Below are 17,200 nucleotides of genomic sequence, written 5' to 3' on the forward strand. Positions count from 1 at the left end.
GGGTTTCCTGCTGTCGGTTCGGGCGTGTCTAGCGGGCGAGTTTGATGGTTTTGTGACAGATCTCAAAGCCCCGAGAGGAAGGCCGAGAGGGCCGTGCCCAGATGATCGGAGACATAGCCGCCCTCCTGCACCAGCACGAGGGGCAGGCCGGTGTCGGCAAGGGTGCGGGCGACGCGGGTGAAGCCGGGGGTGGTGAGGGCGAGGCCCTTGAAGGGGTCGGCTTCGTGCGCGTCGAGGCCGAGCGCGACGACCAACGCGGTGGTGCCGAAATCGGTGATGCGGGCAAGGGCGGTGTCGAGCGCGGGGGCATAGCCGTCGTCGCCGGTCCGGCGGGGCAGGGGGAGGTTGAGATTGGCGCCAAGGCCGGAGCCGGCGCCGCGTTCCTGCGCATGACCCCAGAAGAACGGGTAGAAATCGGACGGGTCGGCGTGGATGGAGACGGTGAGCACGTCGGCGCGGTCGTAGAAGATGCCTTGCGTGCCGTTGCCGTGATGCACGTCGATATCCAGGATGGCGGGGCGGTGGCCCGCCGCCAGCAGCCGGGCGGCAGCGACGGCGGAGTTGTTGAGGAAGCAAAAGCCGCCGGCCTGGTCGGCATAGGCGTGGTGGCCGGGCGGACGGCAGAGGGCGTAGGCGTGCGGCGCGCCGGAGGCCACCGCATCGGCGGCGGCGATGGCGCATTGTGCCGAGGCATAGGCCGCGTTCCAGGTGTGCGGGCCGATGGGGCAGGCGGTGTCGGCCTGGTGATAGCCGGCCTGACCGACAGGGGAGCTGGGGTAGCTGTCCTGGCGCCTGCGCGGGTGGATATTGGGAACGACCTCGGGCGCGGCGCCGTCGAGAGCCGACCATCGGTCATGGATGGTGCGCAGGAAGGTGAGGTATTCGGCGCTGTGCACCGCCGCGATCGGGGCGAGGCCGGCATCGGGCGGCGCGGCGAAGGAACAGCCCGCCGCGCTGGCCGCGTCCCTGAGGATGGCGATGCGTTCCGGGGCCTCGGGCGAAGGTTTCAGAACGCCCTGGTGAAGAAAGGTTTGCGGCGCGTGGTCGGACTGGGCCGAGGCGAGATAGGCGTGCATGATCGGGTCCGTTTCAGGGCATGTCGTGCGCAGGATAGCGCGGCGCGGCGGGGAATGACACAGCAAGGTCCGGCAAGAATTGGCACGCGTCGGGTAGCGAGTACGGGTCGCGCGGAGATCACACAGGGTTCACGATATTGTTTTCGCGGGCGAGTGCGGGAGGCGCGATTCTTCGCTTGGAGGTGGAAAATACCGTTTTTTATCAGTGGCATAAATGCAGTGTCTGTCAAGGGGTCTACGCAATTCTGGCACGTGCCGGAAGGCCACCGAATGTGACGCAAGAAATTTTTGGGAACCTGGGCGGGGGCAAGTGGTTCTTACCCCAGATCGCAGCACGGTGCTGCATAGCGAAGGAGATTACAATGTTTAACCGTACGATTGCACTCGCAGCCGCATTTTCGACCGCAGGCGCACTTGCCGCTTACGCCGAATCCACCGTTGGCGAAGACGTGACCAACAAGGGTCAGGTCCTGGAAAACGCCGCTGAAGTTGAAGATGGCAACACTGAAATCGAAGCGACGACCTATTCCGAAGATGGCGACGACATCGTCGTGATCGGTACGCAAACCTCGGGCTCGGCCGACGAAGGTGTCGATGACGAGGTTGCACAGGACGAAACCGGTGCGGAAAACACCGAGGGTGAGAACATCCTGCTGATCGCGGAGCCGGGTAAGGAGATCTTTACCGTGACCGGCGACCCGGTGGGCACTGTGTCCTATACCGAGAACAATGGTGAACTGGGCGGTCTGGTCTTTGTCGACCTTGATCCCGAAGGTGGCTACCAGGTGCCGACTGTCGGTATCCAGGTGAAGTCGCTGCAGACGACCAACCAAGGCAAGGCGCTGGAGTATGCGTTCACCGTGGACTACCTGCGTGACCGCATCGCCGACGCGATCGCCCGCGGCTAACGCCTGAATCGATATGACATAGAGGCCGGGGCGTGTATGCGCCCCGGCTTTTTCGTGCGTTCGCGACAGTTCGCTTACGGCGCGGGGCGGGACCGAAGATATTGCCAGCGCGACGGAACAACGCAGGCCATCGCGCGTTGGTGAACAGATCGACGTATCAATCAACAAGAGACATCGTGAGGACATCAAGATGAGCGCCAAGACCAAAGCCAAAGAGCTGGTGGAAGACGGCAAGGAAGCCGTGAGCAAGGAAGCCGAAGTTCGCGCGACGCAATTCCGCGATGACGTGGCCGATCACGGCGACACCGTTTCGAGCGCGGCGAAGAAGGCCGCGGGGGAATTCGACGATTACGAGGCCGTGCAATCGATCCTGACACAGGCCGGAGCGGCCGTTGAGGACGCGACCAACCGGCTGCGCGAGCGGTCCATTCCGGACCTTGTCGAAGACGTTTCGACATTTGCCCGGCGCAACCCGCTGCTTTTTCTGGGCGGCGCCGCGCTGGCCGGGTTTGCCGCAGCGCGGTTCCTGAGCGCCAGTGCGCCGAAGGATGACGGCCCCGAACTGATCGCAGCTGACGAGGATGTCTGGTCGGGCTACCTGCCCGAAAGTTCGAGCGCGGGGACGCAAGACTGATGAAGGACGCCCCCAAACCACCGTTCGGCGTGGTGGTGGCCCGCATCCTGCGTGAAGCGCGGGGGCTGCTGTCCGCCCATACCGACCTGGCGCAGCGAGAGTTGCGCCAGAACCTGCGGTCGGCCAAGGCGGGATTGATCCTGATCGCCGCGGCGCTGCTGTTTGCACTTGTCAGCGTTCATGCGCTGGGCGTCGTGGCCGTGCTGGCGCTGGCCGATATGGGCCTCGGGCTGGGAACCGCCGCAGCCATCGTGTTCGGGGTGTTCGTCGTGCTGACGATCATACTGGGCGCAATCGGGATGCGGTGCCTTTCGGCCCGCGCGATGCTGCCCCGGCGCACGATCGAAAGCCTGAAATCCGACATTGCATTATTCGAGGAGAGTCACAATGACCGCGAAGTCTATGGAAAAGCTTGAAAAAGACGCAGAGCAACATCGTGCCGGGCTGGCGGACGCCATCGGGGATTTCGCCCACGCGGTGAACCCCGGACGTCTTGGCCGCCAAGCCATCGACGATGCCGCGGAATTCGGACGCAGTGCCACGCACAGCATTACGCAATCGGCCAAGGACAACCCTGTGGGCCTTGCACTGGTGGGCATTGGCGCGGCGATCATCGTGGCCGGCGGTGCGGCGCATCAGAAGGGCGCATTCTCCGGTATGGGCCGCAGCTCGGACGGGTTGAGCCAGGACGAGCGTATCGCCCGCGCGGCGGAGCGCAACGCCCGGCGCACCCATATCGCCGCAGGCCGTCTTTCCGCCTCGGCAACACGGATGCGCAAGATGCTGCACAATGGCCTGGACCGCCTTGGACCGGAAGCGCGGGATCGTGTGATTTCGTTGCGGCTCAAGGCCGTCGACGCGCAGGAGGCCGCAGAGCGGTATGCCCGCGGAGCGGCAAACTCGGCAGTCGAGACCCACAACTCGCAGCCGCTGATCACGGGGCTCGTGGCGGCAGGCATCGGCGGGATGCTGGGCGCGCTTCTGCCCAGCACGCGCCGCGAGGCAGAGATCATGGGCGCCCGTCGGGATGCATTCCTGCGCGCGGCCGAGGAACGCCTGAGGGCGGAGATCTCGGAGCTGGAGACCAAGGGCAAGGCAGCGGTCAACGAAGCGGTCCGTGCCGGAACCGAACAGTTCCAGTCCAAGACCGGCTGAGAGTAAATACCCAAGGTGGTAATGGATCACGCCCCATCGAAGCTGGTACGTGCCTGTCTTCTGATACTGACCTTTCTCGCCGTGGTCGCCGCGGCCAAGATGGCACAGAACCTCTTGGCCCCGGCGACCTTGGCGATCGTGCTGGGCGTGGTTCTGTCGCCCTTGGCTGCGCGTCTGGAGAATATGGGCGTGCCGCGCGCCGTCAGTGCGGCGCTGGCCTTGCTGACGGCAGCCGCGATGATATTCGTGCTGCTGGCGATGCTGGGCCCGGTGCTGTCAGCACTGGCCGACCAGGTGCCGCGCATCCAGCAGCAGTTCCGGGGATGGCTGAACGAGCTGACCTATATGCTGCGCAGCATAGGGGGCATCAGCTTCGATCTGGAGCGTACGATTTCGGAAGGTGGCGAGGACGCCGTGGAAGAGGCGATTCCGTCGGTTGTCGAGGCGCTGTGGCTGGCGCCGAACCTGTTGGCCCAGCTTTTGATCTTTGCCGGGACGCTGTTCTTTTTCCTGCTGACGCGTGACGAGCTGTATTCGGCCGTGCCGCACTTCAAGGTATCGCTCAAGCACGCGGACCAGGCGGTGGCCTATTATTTCGTCACCATCACGCTGATCAATTTCGGGCTGGGCGTGGCGCTGTGCGGGTTGCTGCTGCTTATCGGCCTGCCCAACCCGATGCTTTGGGGAGCGGCGGCGTTCCTGGCCAATTTCGTATTGTACCTGGGGCCGCTGGCCATCGCTTTCTCGTTGCTCATGGCGGGACTGGTGACGTTCAGCTCGGCCTATGCGCTTGTGCCGCCGGTCGCTTTCCTGTGTCTGAACGCGATCGAAGCCCAGTTCGTGACCCCTGCGCTTGTCGGCAAGCGGATGAGCGTCAACCCGTTGATCGTTTTCCTGTCCATCGTATTCGGACTGTGGCTTTGGGGGCCGCTTGGCGGTATCGTCGCGCTGCCCGTGGTGATTTGGGTCTATGCCCTTGTCTCTGCACAATCCAAGCGCGGCACGGCGTCCGAATACAAGATGGAACAGGTTGCATGACATGGCAGGACACTGAAGCATATCATTTTGCGCCCCTGCCGGTGGAGACCAACCCACGGGGTGAATTGCGACGCGTCGGGATCGAGGTGGAGTTCTCGGGCCTGTGCGAGCGAAAGGCGGCGTCGATCCTGCAGGATCTACTTGGCGGCACGCTGGAGGACACCGATTCCCACCTTCTGATCGTGCGGGGCAGTACGCTTGGCGATCTGGAGATCGAACTGGACACCAGCCTGGGCAAGAAGAAGGGCGGCGGGGTGGCCGGCGTGCCGGTCAAGGAACTGCTGCGCGGGCTGGTGCCGGTGGAGATCGTGACGGCCCCCCTGGTGCCCGACGAGGTGGCGCGGTTCGACGCGGTCATTCCCGCCCTCCGCGACGCCGGGGCGAGCGGATCGCGCAATGGCGTGTTCCTTGGGTTCGGTGTGCATCTGAACGTCGAGGTGGTTGCGCCGGCGGACCCGCACACGCTGCGCACGGTTCGGGCCTTTGGCCTGCTGGACCCGGTGCTGCGGGCGGAGAAGGGCATCGATGTCACGCGGCGCATGCTGCCTTTCGTCAACGCCTGGCCGCGGGCACTGGTCGACGATCTGGTCGCGGAAAAGCCGGACAGCCTGGAATTGCTGATCGACCTGATCGACCCGCATGTGCGCACCCGCAATCACGCGCTGGACCTGCTGCCGTTGCTGAAGCACGCGCGGCCGAGGCTGTTCGAGGCGAGCTATCCCGATGAACGCAGCACGAAGGCGCGGCCGGCGTTACATTTTCGTCTTCCCGACAGCCGGATCAACGAGACGGGCTGGTCGTTGCAGGAGCCATGGGAGATGTGGCGGCTGGTCGAGGAGGTTGCCGCGTCCGAGCAGTTGGAGGCGCTGGAGGAAGCCTGGCGGGACCATTCCCGATCGGGGGGCTTGCGGCGCGAAAGCGCGTGGGTGCGGATCGCGGCCGACGTGCTGGGCAGAGACAAGCTGTGAGCCGTCCGGTGATTGCCGTGACCACCTCGGAGCGGTCGGGGTGGCGGATCTTTCCGCTGGTGTGGTTCAACCTGTGGCTGGCCGGGGCGAAGGCCGTGCGCTGGGGCGTGGGACGGCCCGCAGCCCTGGCGGAGGTCGACGGGCTGATCATCGGAGGCGGCGACGATGTGGGGCCGGAGCTTTACGGTGGGGTGCTGGGCATTTCGGCCACGCTGGACCGGGCGCGGGATACGCTGGAACGCAAGTTGGCCACCGATGCGCTGGCGCAGGGGGTTCCTGTATTGGGAATCTGCCGCGGCGCGCAGATGATGAACGTGGCGCTGGGCGGGACGCTGGACCAGAACGCCTGGCAGACCTTCGGCAAGGCCGAGAAGATCAAGACGGTTCTGCCCAAGCGCGACGTGGAGGTCGCGCCGGAAACCCATCTTGCGCGGATCTGCGGACCCGGCCCGATGCGGGTGAACGCGCTGCACACCCAGGCGGTTCAGGATCTGGGCCGGGGATTGAGGGTGGCGGCGCGGGACACGCACGGGATGATCCAGGCGGTGGAGCGCAGGGAAGATCCGTTTGCGCTGGGGGTTCAGTGGCACCCCGAGCATTTGTTCTATGCCAAGCGGCAGCGGCTGCTGTTCAGGGCGCTTGTATCCGCCGCGCTGGCCTATCGCGCGTCTCAGGCACAGGTCGCGGCAGTGCTGGAGCGGGCATGAAAAAGGGCGCCGCCAGGGCGCCCTTTGACCTTTGGTTCAGGCCCGATCAAAAGCCTGCGAGAATGTTGTCGACGTCGCGGCGGACCTCGTCCTTGTCTTTGCCGACTTTCGACTGAAGCTTGCCGATCATCTGCTCACGCTCGCCACGTGCCTCTTCGAGGTCGTCGTCGCTGAGGTCACCATAGATCTCGCGGAGCTTGCCTTTGATCTGGGTCCAGTTGCCTTCGATGCGATCTTGGTCCATCTCGTATTCTCCCATAATCCTGAGGGTTTGAGCCGTCCCGGCGGTGGGGCGGCCTGTGATCTTTCCTGTATCTAGAAAACGCGGGGCGCGGGCCTGAGTTCCAGCCGCGGGCGGCGTCAGACGATATTTTCCGTCACGCCGGGCAACGTGAGCCAAACATCGCGCAGTTGCGCGCTGTCATGGGTCACGAGAAAGCCGTGCCGGTTCTCGGGGTTCATTACGCTGTTCTCGGCGATCTTCCTGGACCACCAGGAAAACATGGTGTCGTGAGCGCGTGCCTCTGGAGGGAGCCCGTCGAACCACCAGTGGGACATGACACGGTCGCGCAGCGTGGCGATGCGCCCGGGGTCGGTGATGCGCAGGGCGGCCTCGGTATCCCAGTAGAGCGAGCGGCCATTGAGATTGGCGGACCCGACCAGCGCGAAATCCTCGTCCTGGACCAGGACCTTGTTGTGGACGTGGATCAGGGGCGAGCCAGAGAGCGTCTGGATCGTGTCGCGGGCGGCAAAGCGCGGCTGGACAGGGGTGGCAACCACGACACGGTCGCCGAAGCCGTCGCGCAGCATCTCGATCGAGTCGTGCTGCAGCGACAACCCGTAGCGACCGTCGATGCCGACCTCGCTGCAATAGGCCACCTCCTCGGGCAGGCCGGGCAGGATGATGATCGCATGAAGGTCGGGCCGCCTGCGCCCCTCCTTTGCGAGACGCCGGGCGAGCCCACGGGCGCGCAGATACTGCGTTTCGATATAGATGAGGTTCCTTGCCTTCTTGAACGCGCTGATATGGTCCTCTTCGATCTCGTGCAGCAGGGTGCGGGGCGAGACATAGGGCAGCTGGGTCTTGCGCGGGGCCGAAAGGGTGCGGCGGAGATATTTCATCGCGCCGGGTTTTCGGCAGGCGTCGATGCTGAGCAGGAATGTCCTGATGTGGTGCGACGCCTCCAGCGCCTCGGGGCCGCGCACCATCAGTTGCACGTCGGACCAGGTATGCGCGGCGATCTGATCGTGCTGGGGCGTGTCGTAGCGCCGCTCGTTGAGGTCGAGACCGCCGATGTAGAGGAGTTCGTCGTCGATCACGGCGATCTTCTGGTGATGGGAGGTGGTGCACAGTTGGGGCAGGGAGCCGTCGTCGAGGCGGATCGCCTCGCGTTGCCTCTGGTCGTCGTTGAGCGCCATCAGCCGCTTGGAGCGTCGCCGCAGTGCCGCGGGCAGGAAGGCCAGCCAGGGCAGCCGGCCGGCCCTCGCCGGATGCAGGTCGGCGCGGATGCGCAGGTTGTGGATGTGACAGTCGGAAATTTCGGCCAGTGCCGCCGCCTGCCGCACGGTGCGCCAGGTCTGCCGGTGCAGCTCGGTGGCGAAGACCGGGTCGAAATCGCTGACCGTGAGGTCGACGCGCACGCCGCGGCAGAGCACGTGTTCCAGAAGGTCGAACCACGTCTCGCCGATCTCGCGCGCCTCGTCGCTGCGCAGCCTGGTGGACAGGTCGAAAATGCGGAAGGACGCGAGGATGTGAGACCTGGCGTTCAGCACGGCACGCTCGAAGACCGGCCACGCCTCCTGCGCGGTGATCAAGACCTGGAAGTCGGGATCGTCCTGGGCTTTTGTCAACTTGGGGCTTCGAAGTCCTTTCGTTCGAAGACAATGTGCAGCCCGTAGTGGTGATCGTCCTCGGTCACCTGCTGCTCGGCTTCGAGTTGGCTGACGAAGGCTTGCATGAGCTTTGTGCCGAGGCCGCTGACGGTCTCGACATCGGGGATCGGCTGTGGCCGGACCGGGCCCTTTGTGTTGGTGACGCTGAGCCGGTAGCGGCCATCGTCCAGTTCCTTGAGTGTGACCCTGACGGCCGGGGTTTCGCCCTCGTCGGCACCGGCGTATTTGAGCGCGTTGGTCAGTGCCTCGGCCAGCAGCATCGACAGAGGAACGGCCTGGTCGGGGTAGAGTGGCAGGGTGTCGATATCGCGGTCGATCACGATGCCGGGGACGGTCATCATGACAGAGATGTCGGTGACCACGGCCTCGAGCAGTTCGTTGGCTTCGATCGTCAGAAGATCGGGCGTGGTGTAGAGCGTGCGGTGCAGCATGGCGAGGCCGTTGACGCGCCGTTGCAGGCTGGCCAGCATGAACTTGGCCTCGGGCGTCTTGGCGCTGCGCAGCTGCATGTTCATGATCGAGGCGATCATTTGCAGGTTGTTCTTGACCCGGTGGTGCACCTCTTTCAGCAGCACCTCCTTGTCTTTCAGGTCCTTGTCCTGCCGTGCTTCGGACTCGGCGATGATGATGGCCATGCGGTTGAAGGCGCGCTCGGCCTCGGCGAATTCCTCGGGCGGGTTTTTCAGACGCAGGGGAAAGCCATCGCGCTGGCCCAGGGCGAAGCGGCGCATGGCCGAACGCAGGTCGCGGACGTGGCGGATCACGACGCGGCGCAGTTCGTACCAGGCGAAGGCAAGGCCGGCGGCCCAGATCGCAAAGGGAAAGAGCAGGTTGAGCGCGTAATAGAAGAAGGTCCCGCCGCCCCAGGCAGAGGCGCGGGCGGGCCAGCTTGCGATGACGCTGACCTGGTCTTCGAAAATGCTGGCCACCGCATAGATGCGTTCCTCGCCCAGCCCGTTGATGCCGGTGAAGGTGGTGCCGACCTGGCGGTTGAGATCCTCGGGCTCGACGAACTCTGGCAGGAGGTTGGCCGCATTTTCACGCCCGCCGCTGGCCGACACGACCTGGCCGTCGCGGGTGAAGGTCACGAATTGCAATTCGTGATCGAAGCGGCGGGAGCTGAGCGGCTTGTAGGTCAGGCGCAGAGGCACCGACAGAGACACGATCCCCGAGAGGCTGCGGTCGGTGTAGACCGGATGGTTGACGACCAGCACGGGCTGTTGCGTGATCGAGCCGAGGGGCGCGACATAGACGCTGGGCCCATCCGCGTCGAACGCGCGCTGGAGACGCTCGAGCCCGGTGAAGTCGCGTATCTCGTCACCGTGCGAACCGCATTCCATGATCCCCGACACCTTGGTGTAGCCGGCAAAGGCGATATGCGAGTTGCTTTCGGTGAACTCGCGCATGACCTCGCGGCAGGCGGGAGCGTCGTCGAGGATGGACAGCGAGGCGAGCCCTTCGGCCGAACCCAGCGTCATCTGGATCAGTTCGCGTTCGTCCCGCGCGGCGGAAGTGGTTTCGAAAAACAGGGCATTGCGGCGCAGGTTCTCTGTTTCGTCCAGAACCTGGTCGGTCTGGTAGACTGCGATGATGCCCAAGGGAAACAGCGCCAGTGCCATCAACGCAAAAAGACGAAACGACAGCCGATTGACCATCGTTCCGTATGCATCGAGCAGGGCTTTGGACTTCTTAGGCAACGCTTTTGTTCGCCGATACGATGCCCGCGGTGACCGCGTCCGTCGTTTCGAGTACCTGATCCTCGTCCAGATGCATCAATTCCACCAGTCGTGCCCGGGCCCGGTTCACGCGGCTCTTGATCGTACCGACGGCGACGCCGCAGGTCTCGGCCGCTTCCTCGTAGGAAAAACCGCCGGCACCCACCAGCACCAGCGCCTCGCGCTGTTCGTCGGGCAGCTTGTCGAAGGCCACGTGGAAGTCGCGCATTTGCAGACGCCCGTCGTGATCGGGCTTTTTGGCGAGGGATGCGGCGAGTTCGCCGTCGGTGTCGGACACCTCTCGGCGGGCCTTGCGGTGATGCGAATAGTAGGTGTTGCGCAGGATGGTAAAGAGCCACGCCCGCATGTTGGTGCCGGGCTGGAACTTTTCGATATTGGTCCAGGCCTTGACCAGAGCGTCCTGCACCATGTCATCGGCAAGTGCGGAATTGCGGGTCAGACTCATGGCAAAGGCCCGCATCGGGCCCAGGTGTTCCACCAATTCGTCGCGGGGGTCGCTCATGAATTATCGTCCGATTCCCGATCGGCGCCCTCGGGCGTGCCGTTGGTTTTTAGTTGCTCCAGAAGGTCTGTGAAGCGCGAAGGGAGCGGCTCGCTGGCCACATCGTTGAACGCGCGTTTCAGATTTTCGTCAATGGTATTTTCCACACTTGAAGTCCGTTTTGCTCGGGTCATTATTGTCTCTAGGTTTGACATCTGTGCACTGTGTCTGGAACTAAACGTCATCAGACGGGTTAGGTTCCAAGATAGTAGAAAAAAACTGGAAGCAATCAAATGACCGAAAACAATCCCGAGAACCTTAGCGAGAAGATCGGTGCAAATTTGCCTTATCTTCGCCGGTACGCGCGTGCGCTGACCGGGTCGCAGGAGCGCGGCGACCAGTACGCCATGGCGACTCTTGAGGCGGTGCTGAGCGATCGCGGCGTATTCGACACCTCGATTTCCCCGAAGACGGCGCTTTTCAAGGTGTTTCAGCCCATCTGGGCGACGTCGGGCGCAGTGTTTTCGGACGACGACACCGGGTTGCAGGCCAAGGCGCAGGCGCATCTGGCAAAGCTGACAACCAACACGCGCGAGGCGCTGCTATTGCACACGATCGAGGAATTCAGTTTTTCCGAAGTCGGAATTATCATGGACGTGTCGGAGGACGAGGCGCGGTCGCTGGTCGATATCGCCTACGAAGAGATGTCGAGCGTGCTGTCGGGTCGTGTGATGATCATCGAGGACGAGGCGATCATCGCGATGGATCTGGAAGGCATCGTCGGCGAGATGGGCCACCGGGTCACCGGTATCGCCCGGACCGAAAGCGATGCGATGAAGTTGTTCAACGATGAGACACCGGACCTGATCCTGTCGGATATCCAGCTGGCGGACGGGTCGAGCGGCATCGACGCGGTCAACCGGATCATGGAGAACTCGCCCGAGATCCCCGTGATCTTCATCACGGCTTTCCCCGAGCGCCTGCTGACGGGCGAGGGGCCGGAGCCGGCCTTCCTCATTCCGAAGCCGTACCAGTCGGACCAGGTGCGTTCGGCGGTAAGCCAGGCGATGTTCTTTTCGTCGACCGAGACGCTGAAAGCCTGAAGCGCCGCGCGGTTCAGGAATTGATGAGCGCCTCCCGTGTGCCAGCGCGGGAGGCGTTTTCGCGTGTGTGTCGGGCGCGTATCGCTGCGGTACAACGAAAAAGGGGGCAGACGGTGTCGGTCGGCCCCCTTCGGAAAGCGTAGGTTGGTTCCGGGTGTCGGATCACGGCGTGCGGCCCCTGAGGGCGCGGGCCACCATGGCCACGACGAAGAGCACCAGAAAGATGACGAACAGCACCTGCGCGATGCCGGCAGAGGCCGATGCGATACCGCCAAATCCGAAGATACCGGCGATCAGGGCAACGACCAGAAATATAAGAGCCCAATGAAGCATTTGCTTGATCCTTTGTTCATGTCGTCCATGCGACATAAACAGCCAAGCGGCGGGCGGGTTCCCAAGATTTTTCAGGCGGCGGGCTGTCTGCGGCGCATGGCGCTGACACGGTCCGAAGCGTCGTCTTCGTCCCGGATCGCGCCTTCGAGATCGGAGTCGGTGAATGGGCGCGACAGCACGCGCATGCCGACCGATCCCGGCGTCGCGCCGCTGTCGTCGACAAGCACGATGTGCGTGTGCTTTGCGGCCAAGGCGTTCAGAAGTCGGCCGCGCCGTTCGGTATCGGGCAGGCCGATGAAGGCGAAGGAAAATCGTCTTTCCGATAAAAGACGGTACGCACGCTCGGTGTCGCTTTCGACAATCACCTCGCCGAGCGAACGCGATTTGGCGAAATCCGCGAGGTCTGCGGCCTCAAGCATTTTGCGCGAAGAAACCAAGACAAGGTCCTCGCGCGGCGCAACATTCTGCATTTACTACCCCCTCGGTATGCGTCAATCATTGCACAGAATCATGACGCCCACATTAAACTGAGACATACCTCGAAGAATGGCGATCGATTGTAGCATCTGTCCGCTGAGGGAACTGGACCTGTTCAGCCCGATGACGGCCGCAGAGCTTGAGTTCATGGCGAGCTTCAAGACAGGTGAGCTGCGCGCCGAGCGGGGCACCGAGATCCTGGCGGAGGGAGCGTCCTCTACCCAGCTTTACACCGCGCTGAGCGGCATGGGCATTCGGTACAAGACAAATCCGGACGGGCGGCGCCAAGTGGTCGGCTTCGTGTTGCCGGGCGATTTCGTCGGCCTGCAAAGCGGCGTGATGGGCGAGATGGATCATTCGGTCGAGGCGACCACGACGATGGCACTGTGTGTCTTCAACCGTTCGGAATTCTGGCGGCTGTTCGAGTCGCAGCCAAGAAGGGCCTTTGACCTGACGCATCTGGCCGCGCGGGAGGAGAAGCTTCTGGGCGAGGCGCTGGTCACGATCGGGCAGATGAACGGTGTGGCCCGCGTGGCCTGGGCGCTGTACCGTTTCTATCAGCGCCTGAAGGCGCTGGAGCTGATGGAAAATGGCCGCGTGCCGCTGCCTTATCGCCAGCAGGACCTGGCCGATGCGGTGGGCCTGTCGCTGGTGCATACCAACAAGACCCTGACGCGCCTGCGCGAGGCCGGTGTGGCGACCTGGCAGGACGATGCGCTGGTCGTTCACAAGGAAGTTGAACTGGCACAGCTGGCCAACGTGGAACCGGGAGGGATCGCAAAGCGTCCTCTTATCTGAACGATGGAGGATATCGCCCGTGGCAGAGCGGCTGGTCTATTACCCGGACAGCAACCCCGGCATACGCCGCGAAAAGCGGGGTCGCGGGTTTTCGTACATCAATGTCGACGGCACGCTGATCGACTGCCCCAAGAAGCGGCGGGCGTTGCAGGCGCTGGCGGTGCCGCCGGCCTATACCGATGTCTGGATAGCGCCGATGGACAATGCGCATCTGCTGGCCACCGGGCGCGACGCGCGGACGCGCAAGCAATACAGGTATCATCCCGATTGGGCGGCGCAGCGGGCGCAGACCAAGTTCGAGGGTCTTGCAGAATTCGGGCGGAGCCTGCCGAGACTGCGCCGGTGGATCGACCACCATCTTTCGGGCGAGGCGGGCAGCGAGGACACCGCGGTGGCGGCGGTGCTGGCTTTGGTCGACCGCGCAGCGCTGCGCCCCGGATCGAAGGCTTATACCGAGGAAAACCGGACCTACGGCGCGACCACGCTGAAGCGGCGGCACCTGAGCGTGGAGGGTGACGCCATCGCGCTGGCGTTCAAGGGCAAGGGCGGCAAGCAGGTCGAGCAGACCTTGCGCGGCAGGAAGCTGGCCAAGGTGATGGAGGCCTGCCAGGACCTGCCGGGCCCATCGCTGGTGTCCTGGCTGGACGAGGACGGCGCGGCGCGGTCGGTGTCCTCCTACCAGCTGAATGCCAAGCTGAACGAACTGTGCGAGACCGAGGCCACCGCGAAAACCCTGCGCACGTGGCACGGGACGCTGGCGGCGTTCCTGGCTGCCGCCGGTTCGGACGAGATCAGCATCAGGGCGCTGGCCGAGGCCGCTGCAGAGCGTCTGCACAACACGCCGGCGATTGCGCAGAAAAGCTATATCCACCCCGACGTTCTGGAACTTGGACGGCTGAAAGCGGGAACACATGGGGCCGAGATTCCGAAGATTCGCACGTCAGGGGACGGGTTCCGTCGCGGCGAGGAAGCGCTGATCAAATTTATTTCGTGAGCGGCGATATTTTTTGGGAACCGGCTGTCAGGCCAAGCGTTGGACGACTGAAACAGTAAATGAGGAAACGGCAATGTCCGCGCCCGAAACAAACCTGGAACGCCAGAAGAAGCGCCATATAGGCCCTCTTGGAGGAATGCTGCTTGTCGTGGCTTTCGTGTCGATCCTGTTCGGCGTGTTCTACATTCTGGCGACCAGCGGCGATGAGGTCGGCGATGGCGCGCAGGCGCCCACGGAAAGCACGCAGAGCACAGAGACGTCTGTCGGTTCCGACACCAGTAACTAGGCGATGCAGACCGGCACCGCGGCAGATGTCCTCGTGCCCGGGCTGTTCCTCGCTGCAAACGTGGCGATCCTTTGCTTCGCCGTCATGGTGAAGAGACGAGAACATAGGCGTGACCACCCGACGGGTGAGACGCACGCCGAGAGAAAGCGCTGACTGCATCCCCGTCCCCTGTCAGCGCGGCGCGCCAGACGCGCCCAGCACCGCAGCCCGTCCCAGGCTGCGGTGCTTAACTTTTTGGGAACCTTGAAGAATCCTCCGCGTTAAGAAGGTGAAGCTTTCAACGGGAGCCTGTTATGAAACGTCTTGCACTTGCCACGCTGCTGAGCCTTTCGCCGATCGCAGCCACTGCCACGCCGCTGGCCGAGGATCTGAAGAATTATATCGTCGCGTTCGACATGGCCGCGCTGGATACCGAGGCGCGGACCGAGTTGCGCACGATCCTCGACGACCCGGACAGGAGCCACGGTAACAAGGTGCTGAGCGTGCACAGCGTGCTCGACCGTCACGGCGCGTTGCGCGAAGTCGATATCCACGGCGGGCCACTTGATGCCCCTGAAACGCAGGTGGGTCTGGCTTCGTACAACTGATCGCCCCCAAAAGATCGTGAGGTAACCAGTGCGACGGGTGCATTTTTCGGGATGCACCCGTTTTTTCGCGCCGCGTCAAAGGCTATTCCACCTCGGGCATGACCTGGGCGTAGGTCAGCACGGTGAATATAAGGGTACCGCCCATGATATTGCCCAGCAGGACCGGCAGGAAGAATCCGAACGCGGCGGGAGAGATGCCCAACTGCCCCTGCACCACCAGATAAGCCATTTCGACCGAACCGGCGATCACGTGGGTGAAGTCGCCCAGCGCGATGAGCCATGTGAAAATGACGATGACCCCCATTTCGTTTTGCTTGGCGGACGGCAGCATCCAGACGATAGCGGCAATCAGGACGCCGGCGGGAATGCCACGCATGAAACCCTCGAAGGCGGGAATGCCCGTGGCGTGACGGCTGAGATCGGTGAAGGCGGTGGCGACGGGATCGGACAGCACACCGCCGAAGGCAAAGAAGGTGGCCACTGCGAAAGCACCGATGACGTTGGCCGCGAGCACCGTACTCCACAAAATGGCGGTGCGGCTGATGGTGTGCTTGCACGGATCCAGCATCACGGGAACGACCGTGGTGATCGTGTTCTCGGTGAAAAGCTGCAAGCGGCCGAGGATCACCAGCACGAAGCCCAGCGAATAGCCGAAGTTCTCGATGATGTAGCGCCATTGGGTGTCGGGTAGGTGCGCCCGCAAAAGCGCCTCGGCCAGCACCGAGAAAGAGATCAGCATGCCCGCGGCCATGCCCGAGAACCAAAGTGCCGTCTTGGGGCGCTCGAGCTCTTCCTCGCCGTTGCGCCGGATCGATTCGAATATCAGGCGCGGAGAGAGGGCCGCGGCTTCCTCGATCGCCTCCTTTTCCTTTTCCTGCTTGATCAGATCGTCGTTCTTCTGCTCGGCCATTCAGGTCTCCGGTATGCGGCATTCCGCCTGCAAGTGTCGTGATTTCATCGGCTTTCCGGGAACAAATAGATCGGCAGGGCGTTTTATCCCCAGCTAATTTCGGAGTGAACGTCATGGCAAAGTCCAACGGCTCGTCGATCAAGGACGAAGAGACCTATGAGGCGCTGCGCGACAAGGGCTACACCAAATCGAAGGCTGCCCGGATCGCCAACGCACAGGCCAACGACAACATGTCCCCGTCCAAGAAGGGGGGCAAGTCGCCGCCCTATGAGGAGTGGTCCAAGGCCGAGCTTTATGACCAGGCGCAGAATGTCGGCGTCGAAGGGCGCTCGGACATGACCAGGGAAGAGCTGATCGACGCGCTGAGGCGCGACTGAGATGGCTGTTTCGCAAGGTGACACCGTCGAATGGGACTGGGGCAACGGCACCGGCAAGGGTGAGGTCAAGAAGGTCTACACCCAGAAGACGACGGTCAAGATAAAGGGGTCCGAGATCACGCGGGACGCCGACAAGGAGTGCCCTGCGTACCTGATCGAACAACAGGACGGCGACCAGGTGCTGAAAAGCGCCAGCGAAGTGCGCAAGTCCTGAGATGAACGTGAACTGTACCCGTAGAACGCAAAAGAAAAGGAGAATATAATGTTGGAGATTGGTGGCCTTGGTGGCCTTATCGTTCTGGTTCTGGATATCTGGGCGCTTGTGTCGATCATCGGCTCGAACGCTTCGACCGGCAAGAAGGTTCTGTGGAGCCTGCTGGTGATTATCCTGCCGATCATCGGCTTCATCATCTGGCTGATCGCAGGCCCGCGCGGCGCGGCGACCAGAAAAGTTTAACCGGGCGACACGCCTGATCTTGCGGGGCGCATCCAGCAATGGGTGCGCCCCGTTTCGTTCGACGTGACCGGCGGCCCAGAGTGCCGCGGTTATTCCTGATTGATTTGTTTGGGTATTGAGATTTCGCCGGGAGTGTGACACATCGGGGGCAAAGCGTCTCCGAGCCGAGTTTCACCTCCTGCCAGGCCGACGCGAGCGAAATACTGGCGGCAGGAGCCGGGGGGCAGCGCGAAATCGCGTTTTGCGGGCGCACCGCGTTCCGAATCCCACGATTTTCCGCGA

General features: G+C 63.2%; 24 protein-coding genes. 15 read left to right on the top strand and 9 right to left on the bottom strand.

Annotated features, from left to right (window positions below; translation table 11 throughout):
* Positions 1-62 precede the first annotated feature (62 nt).
* Positions 63-1,076, bottom strand: coding sequence for a histone deacetylase family protein (locus tag RBB31_RS03455; protein ID WP_306127854.1), 1,014 nt, complete (start codon positions 1,074-1,076; stop codon positions 63-65).
* Positions 1,077-1,438: 362 nt separating this feature from the next.
* Here RBB31_RS03455 and RBB31_RS03460 point away from each other — a divergent pair, with 362 nt between their 5' ends.
* From RBB31_RS03460 to RBB31_RS03490, 7 genes are all read left to right on the top strand, one after another.
* On the top strand, positions 1,439-1,984 hold the full coding sequence (locus RBB31_RS03460) for a hypothetical protein (protein ID WP_306127855.1): 546 nt from the start codon (positions 1,439-1,441) through the stop codon (positions 1,982-1,984).
* Between the two features lie 190 nt (positions 1,985-2,174).
* Complete coding sequence (locus RBB31_RS03465) at positions 2,175-2,618, top strand: hypothetical protein (protein ID WP_306127856.1); 444 nt, start codon at positions 2,175-2,177, stop codon at positions 2,616-2,618.
* The gene (locus tag RBB31_RS03470; RefSeq protein ID WP_306127857.1) at positions 2,618-3,034 is read left to right on the top strand and encodes a phage holin family protein; all 417 of its coding nucleotides are present in this window, start codon (positions 2,618-2,620) and stop codon (positions 3,032-3,034) included. The genes RBB31_RS03465 and RBB31_RS03470 overlap by 1 nt, the downstream gene beginning before the upstream one ends.
* Positions 3,006-3,773 carry a hypothetical protein gene (locus RBB31_RS03475; protein WP_306127858.1) on the top strand — a complete coding sequence of 256 codons (768 nt, stop codon included), beginning with the start codon at positions 3,006-3,008 and terminating at the stop codon, positions 3,771-3,773. The genes RBB31_RS03470 and RBB31_RS03475 overlap by 29 nt, the downstream gene beginning before the upstream one ends.
* A gap of 21 nt (positions 3,774-3,794) precedes the next feature.
* Positions 3,795-4,811, top strand: a complete 1,017-nt coding sequence (locus tag RBB31_RS03480; RefSeq protein ID WP_306127859.1) for an AI-2E family transporter — start codon at positions 3,795-3,797, stop codon at positions 4,809-4,811.
* The gene (locus RBB31_RS03485; RefSeq protein WP_306127860.1) at positions 4,808-5,779 is read left to right on the top strand and encodes an amidoligase family protein; all 972 of its coding nucleotides are present in this window, start codon (positions 4,808-4,810) and stop codon (positions 5,777-5,779) included. The genes RBB31_RS03480 and RBB31_RS03485 overlap by 4 nt, the downstream gene beginning before the upstream one ends.
* Complete coding sequence (locus tag RBB31_RS03490; protein ID WP_306127861.1) at positions 5,776-6,486, top strand: gamma-glutamyl-gamma-aminobutyrate hydrolase family protein; 711 nt, start codon at positions 5,776-5,778, stop codon at positions 6,484-6,486. The genes RBB31_RS03485 and RBB31_RS03490 overlap by 4 nt, the downstream gene beginning before the upstream one ends.
* A 46-nt stretch (positions 6,487-6,532) precedes the next feature.
* Here RBB31_RS03490 and RBB31_RS03495 read toward each other — a convergent pair whose 3' ends face one another.
* The 5 genes from RBB31_RS03495 to RBB31_RS03515 all read right to left on the bottom strand — a co-directional run bounded on the left by RBB31_RS03495 (position 6,533) and on the right by RBB31_RS03515 (position 10,763).
* Positions 6,533-6,730, bottom strand: coding sequence for a CsbD family protein (locus tag RBB31_RS03495; protein WP_306127862.1), 198 nt, complete (start codon positions 6,728-6,730; stop codon positions 6,533-6,535).
* A 116-nt stretch (positions 6,731-6,846) separates the two neighbouring features.
* The gene (locus tag RBB31_RS03500) at positions 6,847-8,337 is read right to left on the bottom strand and encodes a phospholipase D-like domain-containing protein (RefSeq protein ID WP_306127863.1); all 1,491 of its coding nucleotides are present in this window, start codon (positions 8,335-8,337) and stop codon (positions 6,847-6,849) included.
* Positions 8,334-9,998, bottom strand: a complete 1,665-nt coding sequence (locus RBB31_RS03505) for a sensor histidine kinase (protein WP_306127864.1) — start codon at positions 9,996-9,998, stop codon at positions 8,334-8,336. The genes RBB31_RS03500 and RBB31_RS03505 overlap by 4 nt, the downstream gene beginning before the upstream one ends.
* A 70-nt stretch (positions 9,999-10,068) precedes the next feature.
* A complete protein-coding gene (locus RBB31_RS03510) occupies positions 10,069-10,617 on the bottom strand; it encodes an RNA polymerase sigma factor (RefSeq protein WP_306127865.1) in 549 nt (182 codons plus the stop codon).
* Positions 10,614-10,763, bottom strand: a complete 150-nt coding sequence (locus tag RBB31_RS03515) for a NepR family anti-sigma factor (RefSeq protein ID WP_371931284.1) — start codon at positions 10,761-10,763, stop codon at positions 10,614-10,616. Before RBB31_RS03515 ends, RBB31_RS03510 begins: the two co-directional genes overlap by 4 nt.
* Before the next feature lie 126 nt (positions 10,764-10,889).
* Here RBB31_RS03515 and RBB31_RS03520 point away from each other — a divergent pair, with 126 nt between their 5' ends.
* Entirely contained in the window at positions 10,890-11,699 is an 810-nt protein-coding gene (locus RBB31_RS03520) for a response regulator (RefSeq protein WP_306127867.1), read from the top strand.
* A gap of 162 nt (positions 11,700-11,861) precedes the next feature.
* On the opposite strand, the gene RBB31_RS03525 is transcribed toward RBB31_RS03520, so the two are convergent.
* Both RBB31_RS03525 and RBB31_RS03530 read right to left on the bottom strand, forming a co-directional pair.
* Positions 11,862-12,032 (bottom strand): DUF1328 domain-containing protein, encoded by a 171-nt coding sequence (locus RBB31_RS03525; RefSeq protein ID WP_306127868.1) that lies wholly within the window; start codon positions 12,030-12,032, stop codon positions 11,862-11,864.
* A gap of 71 nt (positions 12,033-12,103) precedes the next feature.
* A complete protein-coding gene (locus RBB31_RS03530; RefSeq protein ID WP_306127869.1) occupies positions 12,104-12,451 on the bottom strand; it encodes a hypothetical protein in 348 nt (115 codons plus the stop codon).
* Positions 12,452-12,578: 127 nt separating this feature from the next.
* On the opposite strand from RBB31_RS03530, the gene RBB31_RS03535 reads away from it, so the two are divergent.
* The 4 genes from RBB31_RS03535 to RBB31_RS03550 all read left to right on the top strand — a co-directional run bounded on the left by RBB31_RS03535 (position 12,579) and on the right by RBB31_RS03550 (position 15,174).
* Positions 12,579-13,307 carry a Crp/Fnr family transcriptional regulator gene (locus RBB31_RS03535; RefSeq protein ID WP_306127870.1) on the top strand — a complete coding sequence of 243 codons (729 nt, stop codon included), beginning with the start codon at positions 12,579-12,581 and terminating at the stop codon, positions 13,305-13,307.
* A gap of 19 nt (positions 13,308-13,326) precedes the next feature.
* Entirely contained in the window at positions 13,327-14,301 is a 975-nt protein-coding gene (locus RBB31_RS03540; RefSeq protein WP_306127871.1) for a DNA topoisomerase IB, read from the top strand.
* 73 nt (positions 14,302-14,374) lie between these two features.
* Entirely contained in the window at positions 14,375-14,587 is a 213-nt protein-coding gene (locus tag RBB31_RS03545; protein ID WP_306127872.1) for a hypothetical protein, read from the top strand.
* Between the two features lie 293 nt (positions 14,588-14,880).
* On the top strand, positions 14,881-15,174 hold the full coding sequence (locus RBB31_RS03550; protein ID WP_306127873.1) for a hypothetical protein: 294 nt from the start codon (positions 14,881-14,883) through the stop codon (positions 15,172-15,174).
* Between the two features lie 82 nt (positions 15,175-15,256).
* Here RBB31_RS03550 and RBB31_RS03555 read toward each other — a convergent pair whose 3' ends face one another.
* Positions 15,257-16,084, bottom strand: a complete 828-nt coding sequence (locus RBB31_RS03555; RefSeq protein WP_306127874.1) for a formate/nitrite transporter family protein — start codon at positions 16,082-16,084, stop codon at positions 15,257-15,259.
* Between the two features lie 113 nt (positions 16,085-16,197).
* Here RBB31_RS03555 and RBB31_RS03560 point away from each other — a divergent pair, with 113 nt between their 5' ends.
* Genes RBB31_RS03560 through RBB31_RS03570 form a run of 3 tightly spaced genes read left to right on the top strand, consistent with a single transcriptional unit; the run spans position 16,198 to position 16,918 of the window.
* Positions 16,198-16,461 (top strand): Rho termination factor, encoded by a 264-nt coding sequence (locus tag RBB31_RS03560; protein WP_306127875.1) that lies wholly within the window; start codon positions 16,198-16,200, stop codon positions 16,459-16,461.
* A gap of 1 nt (position 16,462) precedes the next feature.
* Positions 16,463-16,675, top strand: a complete 213-nt coding sequence (locus tag RBB31_RS03565) for a DUF2945 domain-containing protein (RefSeq protein ID WP_306127876.1) — start codon at positions 16,463-16,465, stop codon at positions 16,673-16,675.
* A 48-nt stretch (positions 16,676-16,723) separates the two neighbouring features.
* Positions 16,724-16,918, top strand: coding sequence for a PLDc N-terminal domain-containing protein (locus RBB31_RS03570; protein WP_306127877.1), 195 nt, complete (start codon positions 16,724-16,726; stop codon positions 16,916-16,918).
* The last annotated feature ends 282 nt before the right edge of the window (positions 16,919-17,200 follow it).

The sequence above is a fragment of the Roseovarius sp. MMSF_3350 genome (assembly GCF_030733425.1).
GTDB lineage: Bacteria > Pseudomonadota > Alphaproteobacteria > Rhodobacterales > Rhodobacteraceae > Roseovarius.

Coding starts and splice junctions, on each gene's coding strand:
- RBB31_RS03510 (WP_306127865.1), bottom strand. CDS start 10,617: ATGAGCGACCCCCGCGACGAATTGGTGGAACACCTGGGCCCGATGCGG.
- RBB31_RS03520 (WP_306127867.1), top strand. CDS start 10,890: ATGACCGAAAACAATCCCGAGAACCTTAGCGAGAAGATCGGTGCAAAT.
- RBB31_RS03455 (WP_306127854.1), bottom strand. CDS start 1,076: ATGCACGCCTATCTCGCCTCGGCCCAGTCCGACCACGCGCCGCAAACC.
- RBB31_RS03545 (WP_306127872.1), top strand. CDS start 14,375: ATGTCCGCGCCCGAAACAAACCTGGAACGCCAGAAGAAGCGCCATATA.
- RBB31_RS03555 (WP_306127874.1), bottom strand. CDS start 16,084: ATGGCCGAGCAGAAGAACGACGATCTGATCAAGCAGGAAAAGGAAAAG.
- RBB31_RS03480 (WP_306127859.1), top strand. CDS start 3,795: ATGGATCACGCCCCATCGAAGCTGGTACGTGCCTGTCTTCTGATACTG.
- RBB31_RS03550 (WP_306127873.1), top strand. CDS start 14,881: ATGAAACGTCTTGCACTTGCCACGCTGCTGAGCCTTTCGCCGATCGCA.
- RBB31_RS03475 (WP_306127858.1), top strand. CDS start 3,006: ATGACCGCGAAGTCTATGGAAAAGCTTGAAAAAGACGCAGAGCAACAT.
- RBB31_RS03535 (WP_306127870.1), top strand. CDS start 12,579: ATGGCGATCGATTGTAGCATCTGTCCGCTGAGGGAACTGGACCTGTTC.
- RBB31_RS03560 (WP_306127875.1), top strand. CDS start 16,198: ATGGCAAAGTCCAACGGCTCGTCGATCAAGGACGAAGAGACCTATGAG.
- RBB31_RS03485 (WP_306127860.1), top strand. CDS start 4,808: ATGACATGGCAGGACACTGAAGCATATCATTTTGCGCCCCTGCCGGTG.
- RBB31_RS03495 (WP_306127862.1), bottom strand. CDS start 6,730: ATGGACCAAGATCGCATCGAAGGCAACTGGACCCAGATCAAAGGCAAG.
- RBB31_RS03505 (WP_306127864.1), bottom strand. CDS start 9,998: ATGGCACTGGCGCTGTTTCCCTTGGGCATCATCGCAGTCTACCAGACC.
- RBB31_RS03525 (WP_306127868.1), bottom strand. CDS start 12,032: ATGCTTCATTGGGCTCTTATATTTCTGGTCGTTGCCCTGATCGCCGGT.
- RBB31_RS03570 (WP_306127877.1), top strand. CDS start 16,724: ATGTTGGAGATTGGTGGCCTTGGTGGCCTTATCGTTCTGGTTCTGGAT.
- RBB31_RS03530 (WP_306127869.1), bottom strand. CDS start 12,451: ATGCTTGAGGCCGCAGACCTCGCGGATTTCGCCAAATCGCGTTCGCTC.
- RBB31_RS03460 (WP_306127855.1), top strand. CDS start 1,439: ATGTTTAACCGTACGATTGCACTCGCAGCCGCATTTTCGACCGCAGGC.
- RBB31_RS03565 (WP_306127876.1), top strand. CDS start 16,463: ATGGCTGTTTCGCAAGGTGACACCGTCGAATGGGACTGGGGCAACGGC.
- RBB31_RS03470 (WP_306127857.1), top strand. CDS start 2,618: ATGAAGGACGCCCCCAAACCACCGTTCGGCGTGGTGGTGGCCCGCATC.
- RBB31_RS03465 (WP_306127856.1), top strand. CDS start 2,175: ATGAGCGCCAAGACCAAAGCCAAAGAGCTGGTGGAAGACGGCAAGGAA.